Annotated in this window: 10 protein-coding genes; 5 read left to right on the top strand and 5 right to left on the bottom strand. The window is 57.6% G+C overall.

Features of this window, described 5'->3' with window-relative positions; translation table 11 throughout:
- Positions 1-41: 41 nt before the first annotated feature.
- The 3 genes from VOM14_RS18925 (at position 42) to VOM14_RS18915 (ending at position 3,056) form a co-directional block, all read left to right on the top strand.
- Positions 42-1,037, top strand: a complete 996-nt coding sequence (locus VOM14_RS18925; RefSeq protein WP_327630260.1) for an ABC transporter permease — start codon at positions 42-44, stop codon at positions 1,035-1,037.
- A gap of 34 nt (positions 1,038-1,071) precedes the next feature.
- Positions 1,072-2,088: a substrate-binding domain-containing protein gene (locus tag VOM14_RS18920; protein WP_327630259.1), complete on the top strand. Its 1,017-nt coding sequence runs from the start codon at positions 1,072-1,074 to the stop codon at positions 2,086-2,088.
- A 71-nt stretch (positions 2,089-2,159) separates the two neighbouring features.
- Positions 2,160-3,056 carry an amidohydrolase family protein gene (locus VOM14_RS18915; RefSeq protein ID WP_327630258.1) on the top strand — a complete coding sequence of 299 codons (897 nt, stop codon included), beginning with the start codon at positions 2,160-2,162 and terminating at the stop codon, positions 3,054-3,056.
- A gap of 109 nt (positions 3,057-3,165) precedes the next feature.
- Here the strand turns inward: VOM14_RS18915 and VOM14_RS18910 are convergent, their stop codons facing one another.
- From VOM14_RS18910 to gabT, 5 genes are all read right to left on the bottom strand, one after another.
- Positions 3,166-4,146: a CobW family GTP-binding protein gene (locus tag VOM14_RS18910; protein WP_327630257.1), complete on the bottom strand. Its 981-nt coding sequence runs from the start codon at positions 4,144-4,146 to the stop codon at positions 3,166-3,168.
- 7 nt (positions 4,147-4,153) lie between these two features.
- Positions 4,154-5,758, bottom strand: coding sequence for an amidohydrolase family protein (locus VOM14_RS18905; RefSeq protein WP_327630256.1), 1,605 nt, complete (start codon positions 5,756-5,758; stop codon positions 4,154-4,156).
- Between the two features lie 44 nt (positions 5,759-5,802).
- On the bottom strand, positions 5,803-6,141 hold the full coding sequence (locus tag VOM14_RS18900; protein ID WP_327630255.1) for a tRNA-binding protein: 339 nt from the start codon (positions 6,139-6,141) through the stop codon (positions 5,803-5,805).
- 81 nt (positions 6,142-6,222) lie between these two features.
- A complete protein-coding gene (locus VOM14_RS18895; RefSeq protein WP_327630254.1) occupies positions 6,223-7,425 on the bottom strand; it encodes an aldehyde dehydrogenase family protein in 1,203 nt (400 codons plus the stop codon).
- A gap of 3 nt (positions 7,426-7,428) precedes the next feature.
- Entirely contained in the window at positions 7,429-8,727 is a 1,299-nt protein-coding gene (gene gabT, locus VOM14_RS18890) for a 4-aminobutyrate--2-oxoglutarate transaminase (protein WP_327630253.1), read from the bottom strand.
- A 253-nt stretch (positions 8,728-8,980) separates the two neighbouring features.
- On the opposite strand from gabT, the gene VOM14_RS18885 reads away from it, so the two are divergent.
- Both VOM14_RS18885 and VOM14_RS18880 read left to right on the top strand, forming a co-directional pair.
- A complete protein-coding gene (locus VOM14_RS18885) occupies positions 8,981-10,267 on the top strand; it encodes an MFS transporter (protein ID WP_327630252.1) in 1,287 nt (428 codons plus the stop codon).
- Between the two features lie 48 nt (positions 10,268-10,315).
- Positions 10,316-11,878 carry a PucR family transcriptional regulator gene (locus VOM14_RS18880; RefSeq protein ID WP_327630251.1) on the top strand — a complete coding sequence of 521 codons (1,563 nt, stop codon included), beginning with the start codon at positions 10,316-10,318 and terminating at the stop codon, positions 11,876-11,878.
- Positions 11,879-11,991: the final 113 nt, after the last annotated feature.

Below are 11,991 nucleotides of genomic sequence, written 5' to 3'. Positions count from 1 at the left end.
CATAAGCCCTCGGCACCAATACATCAATCAAGGAGACAACCGTGAAGATAGCAACCCGCTCCCTCGCGAGCGAAGCGCGTCAGCCTGGCGGCGGTATTCGACGAGTTTTATCAACGTACCGAACAGAGATTGCCATCGCTATCGCCATCGTTGTAATTGAACTGGCGGTGGGCATGGTGGTCCCAGCCGCGTTGTCCGCAGGAAACATCGCGAACGTTGCACAGGCTGCAGCACCACTTGTCATCATGGCAATGGGCGTGCTTCTTGTCATTATCACCGGCGGCATAGACCTCTCGGTCGGTTCGGTTTTCTCATTGACGGGCATGGTGACCGGACTGGCGATGTCGCACGGGTTGGGCGCTGTTGCGAGCAGCTTTTCGGGCCTTGCGGTTGGGATTGTCATTGGGTCCATCAACGGGGCGCTTGTGACATATGTTGGCCTTGCGCCCTTTGTCGTCACATTGAGCACTTATGCCATCGCCGGCAGCCTCTCGTTCATCGTCACGGACGGACATTCGCTCCCTATCAACGACCCCAACTACTGGCTTCTTAATTCGGGAACGCTCATTCCTGGCGTAGTCAACTACGTATTGTGGTGCGCCTTGCTCCTCATCGTTATTGAGTTTTGCTTACGCAAGGTTGTGGCTGGCCGTTGGCTCTACGCTATTGGCAGCAGCAGTTCATCCGCGCGAGTTATCGGCATTCCCGTAAATCGCGTCCGGTTATCCGCGTACGTGCTCTCGGGACTGCTCGCATCCTTTGCGGGCATCGTCAGCGTCTCGTATATCAGCAATGCAGAAGCGACTGCTGGGTCAAGCCTCATGCTGCAAGCAATTGCAGCCGTTGTGATTGGCGGTGCGAGTCTTTTCGGTGGAACGGGCTCTGCAATCGGCGCGCTTCTCGGCTCATTGATGATTACGATAATTCAGAACGGTGCAAATCTGATTGGCGTCAACAGCTTCTGGCAAGGCACCGTAACTGGTGTCGTCATTCTCATCGCGGTACTTGTCGACCGCATCACAAAGGCACGGCGATAAATCCGGCTGAATACAACTCATGAAGGAGACAGTGATGACTAGCTTCGCGCGTACTAATCTCGTGAAATCCAGGACCTCGTTTGTGAAAATGCTGACATGTACCGCACTAGCTCTCGCGGCCGCGACTTCACAGTCAGCATTTTCTCAGGCCAAGCAGACCGTTGCATACATCGCGCCTTCCTTGGATATTTCGTACTGGCAGTGGGTCGCGTATGGTGTCAAGCAGCGTGCCAAAGAACTTGGTATGGACTATGTTGAATTCACTTCGGAGAATTCGCCGGCAAAACAGATGGATAACGTCAAAACGGCTCTCACGCGCGGCGTCACAGCCATCGTCATGGGACCCGTGAGTTCGACCAGTACACCCCCTGTCTTGCGGCTGTTGAAGGACAAGTCCGTCCCCATCGCGTTTGCGGGGATTGGGCCGGGGCCCGGTCAGACCGACTATACGTCGGCCGTGACGGCGAATAACTACGAGACAGGTAAGGCGCAGGGTTCTTACGTATGCAAGCTCGCAAAGGAGCGCGGAGGCAACAAAATTGCGATGCTGTCGCTACCGCAGGACCGCGAAAACGCACAGAAGTACATGAAGGGCGCGAAGGAGTCTTTCTCGGCGGACGGTTGCGAACTTGTTCAGGTTCTTGAGACGCACGGCTTGACCGTGAACGAAGCCGTTTCCCAGGCGAATGACATCCTTACAGCGCATCCCGATGTCAAGGCAATCTACGGAATGTACGACGAGGCCGCTACGGGTGCGGCAAAAGCGCTACAGACGCGGGGGCTCACCGGAAAGGTCGCCGTCGTTACGGCAGATGGTAGCCCGACCACTATTCGCCTGCTTCGTGACGGTGCAATCCAAGGCATTTTCTTGCAAGAAGCGGTTGGTCAAGGTATCGATGCGACGACCCAAGTCCATAACGCCCTGAACAAGAAGCCCACAACTCAGGAACTTGCTTTGAAAGAGCCGCTAGTCACGAAAGAAACGATTGACCAACCGAGCGCCCAGGCGACAGTGAAGCGCGTGTATCCGCCCTCGGCCGGCAGCTACTAAGTCCTTTCGTACGGCGCGCCGCTACGCAAGCGGTGGCTTCCGAGCTTCCGCCCTAAGAAATTGGAGACACCATGGACAATTTCCCAATCATCGACCCGCATCATCACCTTTACGACCTGAAGACCGGCAACTATCCGTGGCTTCAAGGGCCTATGCTGGAACGCGTTTTCGGGGACTATTCGGCCATCCGTCAGGACTATCTCATCGAGAACTTCCTCGCAGACATCAAGAACCAGAACGTCGTTAAAACGGTTCACCTTCAAGTGGAGTACGACCACAACGACCCCGTCGCCGAAACTCGTTGGCTGCAGAGCGTCGCAGACAAGCATGGCTATCCGCATGGAATCGTCGGATTCGCAGACCTATCGTCTCCGGACGTTCAACAGGTCCTTGAAGCGCATCTTGAGTTTCCGAACGTACGCGGGATTCGCCAATGCCTGAACTTTCATCGCGACCCCGTTAAGACTTTCATCGACAGTCCCCACCTAATGAGCGACCCTCAGTGGCGCGCGGGATATGCGCTCCTCAAACGATACGACTTGTCGTTTGACTTGCAGCTGTATTACACGCAGATGGAAGAAGCAACTGCACTCGCCCGCTACTTCCCGGACACCGCGGTCGTGCTTAATCACACGGGTATGCCGGTGGACAGACTGCCGGACGAAGTGGACGCGTGGAAGGAAAGCATGACACTCCTCGCTTCTGCTCCAAACGTCTTCTGCAAAATCTCGGGGCTTGGAATGGGAGACTGGAAATGGACCGTCGATAGTATCCGTCCTTTTGTCCTGCACGCGATTGAGGCGTTCGGTGTCGAGCGATGCATGTTCGCCAGCAACTTTCCGGTCGACAAGTTGTTCAGCAGCTACGACGAAGTCTTCAATGCGTTCAAGTCCATCACAACGGATTTTTCTCCGGCCGAGCGTGCCGCGCTTTTCCACTACAACGCCGAGCGCGTGTACCGTCTGTGAAGCAAGGTTTTGCCAGCATTGGTGAGTTGATGCGACGTGCTTTTCGGCACCGCACGTCGCGCACCTCCCACGAATGCTTCTGCTTGAACCGCTTTGGCCTTGCTTCCGACTACCGGTAGTCGAACCAACTCACTGCGTGGTCTGTTGCGACCTCGTCTAATTCCTGTCGTCCGCAGTCTCTGGCAATGATGACCGCTCCAAGTGGTGCTGTCGTGCCCGCGATTAAGCGCCGCGGCGCAGAAAACGTTGTCCCGACGCTTTGCAAGAGAATCCGGTTGTTGGGATTCTCTCCAGGAACAATCGCCTTGATGCGCAGCAACCGGTCTCCGAGAGCCCCTGCAATATTCTCGAGCCAGTCCAAACCTGAGTCCCACGACAATCGCTCGTCGACCTTTGCCCGAAAGACGCGAATTCGTGGATGAAGCAGCCGGCGTCGCTCCGGTACGCCACAGTGGATGTCGCGAACGACTGTGTCACCATTGCTCGGCGGTCGAAACGCATCGCGCGCGCGAACCGTCGCCGAGATTTCGTTGACTATGTCTGCCATCGGATTTACGGCAGTAACTGCTTGCAATACTTCGTCGCGCTTCTCGCTCGAGATGAGGTCGACTTTAGTGAGCACGATGGTATTGGCACCAGCAAGTTGCGCAACAGCGTCTTCGAAGTCGCCTGTCTCCATCGCTGGGCGACTGCAGTCATATGTTGCTATCAGGTGCAATCTGAGACGGAGGTCGGCAAGCTCCTGCAGCGACGATACGATTGGACCTGGCCGCGAGAGGCCACTGCATTCCAACACGATACGAGAGAAAATTTCTTGACCTGCAGCCCGGCGAAATTCAACGAGGTCCTGAACGGTCGTGACGAGGTCACTCGTCATTGAACAGCAAACACAGCCGTTGCTTAGCGTGGTCATTGACGTACCACGCGCAGATTCGGAAAGCACTGCTCCGTCGATGTTTATCTCGCCCGCTTCATTAACGATAATGGCCGTGTCAGAGGCGTCTTCACTGGCAAGCACAGTCTCGAGCAGCGTGGTCTTCCCGCTGCCAAGCGCGCCGGAGACAATAACGAATTGAGGCCCTGATTCCATGACAACCTCACTTCGTACGGGGAGCACTGGACGCTTCCGGCCAAGTACCTGCGACCATCTCGCGAACGTCTGAAAGCAACTCTTCGACGTCGTAGACCATCCCGCCCCGAATCGTCTTTTGCAGGCACCGTTTGAATTCCGGGCCATTTGTTTCCTCGTTCAAGCGGACGGCTCCAGTGCCATACAACAGCTTGAAGTCTGTCAGCGGATTTTGGTCGTGAACGAGAATGTCCGCTCGCTTGCCTACCTCGAGCGTGCCCGCTTCGTCTTCAATCCCGAGAAGTTCAGCCGCATGCGCGGTGGCTGCTCGCAACACTTCGAGAGGCGAAAAGCCTGCCTCTTGAAGAAGCTCGAGCTCGCGCACAAATCCGAAACCGTAGACCTGGTACATGAACCCAGAGTCGCTACCGGCGCACACACGGCCGCCACGGTTCTTGTATTCGTTCAGGAAGGTCATGAGGATGCTGAAGCTCTCCTTCCACTCGACCTCGTTCTTCACCGACCAGCGATAGAAGTATGCGCCGTGCCCGCCACGTTGCGGCTGGAAGTACTTCCATGTCGTGCTATCCGTGTATTCATCATGCCAGTCTGCACGACGCGCACGCATCAAATCGCGATTACTGTCGTATACATTCATCGTGGGAACGAAAGTATGTCCCGCCTCGAGGAAAGCCTCGATGACATCGTTCCACTTCGTGCTACCGGGCCTCGCTGCCTGCAGAAATGTCTGACCGGCAGTGGCAAACCGCATGTATTCGTCGTTGTAGTTGTAGTCGTCGCTAACTGATTGCAGCGTACGACCGTCGAACAGTGCCTCGGGGATGCCATATGCGTGCTCGGTGCTGGTGAGTCCCCAACGGGCCGTGCGCAGTGCGTTCATGCGGCCAACCGAAAGCTGCGCATGGTGACAACAAGTCCGCAAACCGAGCTTCTTGCTCTCATCGAGCGCCGCTTCCATGATTGCCGGCGGAGCGCCGAAGAACTTGACGCCGCGCGCGCCTTTCGCATGGGCCTTTCGAAGCCACTCACGGCCCTGTTCAGGCGTGAAAATGGTTTTCAGGTAGTCGTTGACTGCAGGAAAATAGACGTACGGGTATAGCGTTGGTGCAGCAATTTGCCCCTCATCGGCGGCAGCCGCCTGCTGCTGCGTCCAAGCAAGTCCGTTCATCGTGCCTGCTTCGCGGACGCTCGTCACACCGTGAGCGAGCCAAAGCTTGTAGATGTAGTCGGCTGGCAGCATCTCGCCGTTTTCTGCGTGAAACGGCGTGCCGATGTGCGCATGGCAATCGATGAAGCCCGGTGTGACGAATTTTCCAGAGCAGTCAATCTCATGGTCGCCAGCGGTGGGTCGACGGGCCGGGTTGATAGGTAGCCCCGGTACGCCAACTGCGGCGACTTGAGTGATGCGCCCATCTTCGACCACGATGTCGGCCGGTCCCCAAGGAGGTGCGCCCGTGCCGTCGATGACCATCGCACCGCGCAGGACGAGTCGACGGAAGGGGCCGGCGCCGCGGTCCCGCTTCGTCGCGGCTTGCACCTGTCCCAAACCTTTCTTTGCGAAACCAGCGACCATCTCTTCGCCGACTTCAATTTCCGCACCGGGCGCGCCCATGCTGTCTCCGTTATCGATTTGCCCTTTCAGGCTTTCGTCAATTCTCAAAATACCTTCGTGCCGGGCGCAACATCACGCTCCGGCTTGAGATAAACAACTGCGCCGTCCGCGTCCTCGACGCCGAGCATCAGCACTTCGGACTTGAAGCCGGCGATTCGCCGTGCGCCCAAATTCACAGCGCAAATGACCATCTGTCCAACAAGCTCTTCAGCTTTGTAGAGTGCCGTGTATTGGCCGCTGGTCGCGAGTTCACCCAGCTCACCGAAGTCAATCCAAATCTTGTAGGCAGGCTTGCGTGCCTCCGGGTTCAACTCAACGCGGGCGATGCGACCGGCACGCATGTCGACCATCGAAAACGCTTCGTAGGGAGTTGTATCGCTCATCTTGTGACAATAGGAAAATTGTATCCAAAGCCCAACGGGGTCTCGAGACGAAGCCGCAGTACGGCTGATGTTATCTGGTCACTATGCCGTCGAGTCCGCGTTCAACATCTGTACGTCCTGAAGTTCGTGCGGATGCTTGTACCTGACCACAGGGAGCAAAGGTCCTTCGAGTTCTCCTTGGCAAACCCGCATGGAAGGTTGTGCATAGTCCAAAATCGCGGGACGGAAATGTCGTGGCTCAGCCGCCGACTCGATGGCTGAAAGCACTGCCCCTGCGGCCACCGCCTCTTCGATTTGTTCCTCGAGCAGCGTCGCCGCGACATCGTCGATTAGAGGTCCAACGTCGGTACGCTCATCAAGTGGGTCTCCGACATGTAACTGAGATACTCGGCTGATGAGTGCGGAGACCACCGAGTCCCCAATGGAATCGGGTACGTAAAGACACGATACGCGCTCGGCTTCCGCTCGCAAAGGAGGAAAAAAAGCCCGCTGAATGATTGAGTCACATACGGACTTGATGTCGGAGTGCTCGTCGACTGCAAACGGAGACCGAGTGACCGTAGTCACCGTCACGGGAACCAACGCTTCATCGCACGCACGCAGGATGTAGTTGCCGACCTCACGGCTTCCTCGAAACCGGACTTCGCTCACACGAGAGTGCATGAGTGCCGCACGTAGCATTCCAATCGCGTCAGTGGAAGGAGCGACGCACAGCAATCCGTCGAGGTCGTCACCTTCGTTCCAGAGCGCGGCGAGCGATAACGAAGATAGCGAGGCTCGCGTAGAGGGCTTTACAAGCAAAGCGCGGCCGTTGCTTAGCGCCGCCACCGTCTCTGTTACCAATGACAAGACCGGGTCGCACCAATTCAAGATGCCAAATGTCACCTGCGCTGCTGTCCACTCTCGTGCCGGGGACACAGCCGGGCTCGAACAATACAGGTCGAGAGTCGCGAGCGCCGTCAGCACCTCGACGCGAGCAAACCGGATTGGCTTGCCCGTCTCCAGGCTAATGGTGCGCGCCAGCTTCTCTCGCTGTACGGCGATTCGTTTCGCCCAGGTACACAACCGCTCCTGAACGACTTGTGCTGTGTGAAGCGTTCCCGCAGCGATAACAACGCGCTCGAAAAACGCTGCGATGGTTCGGCAGTCCGTGTCGGGCGCGGTGCCAACAACCGAACCGTCGAACGGACTATTGATGTCAAAATGACGGATGACGCCTGCTCGCACGCCGAACGGATGCGCAAGCAGGCGTTGGGTGGCTTCGTCAAGCCGTCCGTCCAGCATCGCTTAGACAGCAGCCTTGGCGGCAGTCACGGCGCGACCGAACATCCCCAGTGCGTCGGATACGTCCTGGTCCGAAACCGTCAGGGGCGAGAGGAAGCGGACGACATTGCGTTCAACGCCGCACTTGATGATGAGCAGGCCTTCGTCGCGTGCTGCGTCGAGGATGCGTTGTACGAGCGCGCTGTCCGGAGACTTCGTAGTCGCATCAGAGACGAACTCGACAGCGACCATCGCTCCGGTTTGACGGATTTCGCCCATTTCTGCGTGCTGGGCCTTCAACTCTTCCAGCCCAGCCCGGAGTTGCTCGCCGATTTTGACGCTGCGCTCGAGCAGGTTTTCTTGCTCGAAGATGTCCAGCACGGCATTTGCGGCCGCGCAACCCAACGGGTTGCCGCCATACGTGCCGCCCAATCCGCCCGGCTGCGGCGCATCAACGATTTCGGGGCGACCCACAACGCCCGAGATGGGCAGACCGCCTGCGAGACTCTTCGCCACCGTCACGAGGTCAGGTTGAATGCCCGAGTGCTGGAAGCCAAACATCTTTCCGGTGCGGCCAAAGCCAGTCTGGATTTCATCGCAAATCAGAATGATGCCGTGCTTCTTCGTGAGTTCGCGTAGAGCCTGCATGAATTCGGCCGGGGCGGCGAGGAAACCACCATCGCCCTGTACGGGTTCGAGGATGATTGCCGCAACACGGTCCGGCTGAATTTGCGTGCTGAAAATGGTCTGGAGTGCCTTCAGCGCATCGTCCGAGCTGATGCCGTGGTATGCGTTGGGATACGGAGCATGGTAGACATCTGGCGCAAACGGTCCGAAGTTCTGCTTGTAGGGTGCGCTCATGCCGGTAAGCGACATGCCAAGGAGCGTGCGGCCATGGAATCCGCCGCGGAAGGCAATCACGCCAGGGCGATTCGTGTAGCCACGCGCAATCTTGATGGCATTTTCAACTGCTTCGGCGCCGGTCGTCAGAAAGACGGACTTGTAACCCTGGCCGGGCGCGACCAGCTCGGACAGACGCGCTGCCAAGCGAATGTACGGGTCGTAGCCGACCACTTGAAAGCAGACGTGCGAGAAGGATTCAAGCTGCTGCTGCACTGCGGCGACCACAGCCGGGTGGTTATGGCCAACGTTAAGCACACCGATGCCGCCTACGAAATCGAGGTACTTGCGACCCGTGTCGTCCCACAGATACGCACCAGCCGCACGGGTAGCGATAATCGGGTGCGCCGTCGCCACACCGCGAGCGACGTAGGTTTCACGCAGCGCCGCGGCGCTCTGATTTTTGTCGAGTTCCTTGTTCATCAAATCACCTCCTGAGATGGAACCCATGGTAGGAAGCCACAAACCGCGCGAATACCTACGGAAAGTAGGAATTTCGTCGACCGTTTTCGCTTTTTTTGGGCTAATTCATAGTTCTTGCACTAATCTACAAGCTCCCGTTCCTACCAAACATGGGTAGTTATGTGATTTCTGGCTGAGTTCAATGAGGTACGGCTGGTTCCCGACCGGAACCGAACCGACCATTGAAAGCGCTAAGTACGCATCGGGAGCGGAGATGAACACAGTAAATTTGGCAGGAACCTACGTAGACGAGAAAGCCACCCGACGGCGGGCGATTGTTGCCACCGTGCTGGGGAACGGCTTCGAGTGGTTTGACTTCATGGTGTACGGCTTTTTCGCCATCACCATCGCAAAGCTGTTCTTCCCGACTGGCAACGACCTCACGTCGCTGATGCTCTCGGTCGCGACGTTTGGCGTCGGCTTCCTTGTTCGGCCCTTTGGCGGCATTCTCATCGGCATCTACTCCGACCGCGCCGGCCGGAAAGCTGCGTTGTCGCTGACGATTCTTCTAATGTGCGCCGGTACGGCAATTATTGGTCTCGCCCCGACCTACTCGCAAATCGGCATGGCAGCCCCCTGCCTGATTGTCTTTGCGCGCCTGCTTCAAGGCTTTTCGGCCGGCGGCGAGATGGGCACGGCGACTGCCTTCCTGACGGAGCACGCACCGAAGGGCAAAAAGGCGTATTACTCCAGTTGGATTCAGACGAGCATCGGTTTCGCCGTCTTGATGGGTGCCTGTTTTGGAACGGGCATCACGCTCGGCCTCTCCACTGCCGACATGGAGAGCTGGGGGTGGCGCATCCCGTTCCTCTCGGGTCTGCTCATCGGGCCTATCGGCTTCTTCATTCGCCGCAATCTGGACGAAACGCCGGTCTTCCTCGAGGCAGAGAAGTCGAAGACGCCGCTGAAGGAGGTTCTCCGCGATTACCCGTGGCAAGCCTTCGCAAGTTTCGCGATGGTCGTGCTCTGGACAGTTTGTATTTACGTGATTCTGTTCTACATGCCGACGTTCTCGGTGAAGGTCCTGAAGCTTCCGCAATCCGCATCGTTTATCGCGGCAATGGTCGGTGGCGGTGTCATCACTGTCTTCTCGCCGTTCACCGGCTGGTACTCAGACAAAGTGGGCCGCAAGTGGCTGCTCGGTGGCGCGTCGGCTGCGATGCTTGTTCTCGCCTGGCCGATGTTCGCGATGATTGTGAAAGCTCCGTCACTCGCGACGCTGTGCGTTTTTCAGGCCGTTTTCGGCGTGCTCATCGCGATATATACGGGTCCTATCTTGGCTGCTCTGTCGGAAACCTTCCCAACCAAGGTGCTTTCGACTGGACTCTCGGTCGCCTACAATCTCGCCGTCATGACGTTCGGCGGCTTCGCGTCGCTCATTCTGACGTGGCTCATCAGCACGACGGGTACGGCTATGGCGCCGGCGTTCTACGTCATCTTCGCCGCCGCGTTCAGCTTGCTGGGCGTGCTGTTCGGTTATCGCCAGCCTAAAGAGGTTTAATTGTTGCCGCGGTGTCGCGCTGATACCGCGGCGAAACTATTCGCCGCCATGAAGCTTGACACCGCAATTCGTGAAACCGTTTTACGTGAAGCAGAGGTTGTTGCCGGAGAAGAAAATCTCCAACGGGACATCACCTGGGTTCACATGGTCGACCACCCAGATATCGTCAACTGGGTTAAGCCTGGCGAGCTGCTGCTGACCACGGGCTACAACTGGCCAAGCGACACTGAGGCTTCGAGACGGCTGGTACGCGACCTGAGTAAAGTCGGCCTGGCGGGGGTTGTGCTGGCGGTTCCTCACTTTCGCGACCACTTCCCTCAAGAAGCCATCGACGAAGCGCGCAGTGTTGGCTTTCCTCTTCTCGAGCTCCCTTGGGCTGTTCAGTTCAGCCAGGTCACGCACGAGATTCTCGCGAAAATAATCAACTTCCAGGCCGAGATTATTGAGCGCTCGGAGCAAATGCACCGTGCTTTGACGAACGCCGCGGTGACAGCGAATAGCCTGGGTGACATCGCAATCACGCTCAAAAAGCTGGTCGGTCGCGAAGTAACTTTCACCAACATTTCCGGTGAGATGCTTGGCACGTCGGCCGCAGAATCCGAAACGCAGGCGCTTGAGGAGCAGTTCCTCACCTCGTTGTCCGATGGACCCATCGATTCCAGCAGTTCTTCGCGCCCCATCCGGGTGAAATTCGTTTTTGCTGGGCGCGCCCTTTATCGGCTCCGGCTGCCGGTTCGACTCCACGACTCGCTGGTTGCAGTGAACTGGCTCGATTTGGACGGCGCGGAGGTTGATGAACTGGACACTCGAGCAATGGAGCATGCGAGCGTGGTCGCCGCACTGCATCTCATGCATCAACAGCAGCTCGCGCAACAGGAAGACCGCCTCGGATACGCGCTCGTAGCCGGGCTGCTCGACGGCGAGTTCACTTCGACGCCGAGCGCGCTCGAACGCGCCCGCGTATGTGGCTGGAGTCAAGCGGGCCAATATCGCATCTGCCTTGTGCTGCTCGATGAGCCCATACCCCTGACCACGGAAGGCCTGAATCGTCGTGAGCGCTGGGTGGAGTCACTCAAGCATCAGCTTCGGGCAACAGGACAACCCGAGCTGCTCGCGATATGGCTGAACCAAATCAAGTTCATCCTGCCCGCAGATGCTTCTCCTGAGACGCTGTGGGACGCGGTCAGTGACCAGCGCGCTGCGATGGCAATCAGTCGCGTGCACTCAGGTGTCGACGGGATGGCGACAGGCTCGAAGGACGTTGATGCTCTGCTGCCGACATTGCGCCCTGGAAGACTGCATCGATTTGACGAGATTCTCTTTCCTCGAGCGCTTCTTGGCGACGCGAACGCCCGCGACATGCTCATCGAACGGCTCGTTACACCACTTGTCTCGCGGCCTCGCGGCGAGTCTCTACTCGAGACGCTGTGCACGCTCGCAGATGAGGGCTTCCAGTTGGTCAACGCGGCACGTTCGCTAGGTATTCACATCAGCACGATGCGCTATCGCCTCGAGCGAATCGAAGAAATTCTCAACGTCACGCTCGAAGACCCCAAGATTCGATTTCAGGTCCAGGTCGCGATGGCGCTGTACCGACTCCGCGAAGATTGACGCCAGCCTTCCTACTTTAAGTAGGAAGACTTCCACTTTGTGTCGCGTTTTAATTTTGGAATGACGCGGGATTTGAAGGCAAACGCGCAATTCGCGTGGAGCCGCAGTCTCGC

Source organism: Paraburkholderia sp. MPAMCS5 (assembly GCF_036016995.1).
Taxonomy (GTDB): Bacteria; Pseudomonadota; Gammaproteobacteria; order Burkholderiales; family Burkholderiaceae; genus Paraburkholderia.
Note: the sequence above shows the minus strand (reverse complement) of the source record. Positions and strands in the feature narration are given on the sequence as shown.

Bases quoted from the DNA above. Each gene is read 5' to 3' on its own strand.
- VOM14_RS18920 (WP_327630259.1), top strand. From the start codon at position 1,072: ATGACTAGCTTCGCGCGTACTAATCTCGTGAAATCCAGGACCTCGTTT.
- VOM14_RS18915 (WP_327630258.1), top strand. From the start codon at position 2,160: ATGGACAATTTCCCAATCATCGACCCGCATCATCACCTTTACGACCTG.
- VOM14_RS18910 (WP_327630257.1), bottom strand. From the start codon at position 4,146: ATGGAATCAGGGCCTCAATTCGTTATTGTCTCCGGCGCGCTTGGCAGC.
- VOM14_RS18905 (WP_327630256.1), bottom strand. From the start codon at position 5,758: ATGGGCGCGCCCGGTGCGGAAATTGAAGTCGGCGAAGAGATGGTCGCT.
- VOM14_RS18900 (WP_327630255.1), bottom strand. From the start codon at position 6,141: ATGAGCGATACAACTCCCTACGAAGCGTTTTCGATGGTCGACATGCGT.
- VOM14_RS18895 (WP_327630254.1), bottom strand. From the start codon at position 7,425: ATGCTGGACGGACGGCTTGACGAAGCCACCCAACGCCTGCTTGCGCAT.
- gabT (WP_327630253.1), bottom strand. From the start codon at position 8,727: ATGAACAAGGAACTCGACAAAAATCAGAGCGCCGCGGCGCTGCGTGAA.
- VOM14_RS18885 (WP_327630252.1), top strand. From the start codon at position 8,981: ATGAACACAGTAAATTTGGCAGGAACCTACGTAGACGAGAAAGCCACC.
- VOM14_RS18880 (WP_327630251.1), top strand. From the start codon at position 10,316: ATGAAGCTTGACACCGCAATTCGTGAAACCGTTTTACGTGAAGCAGAG.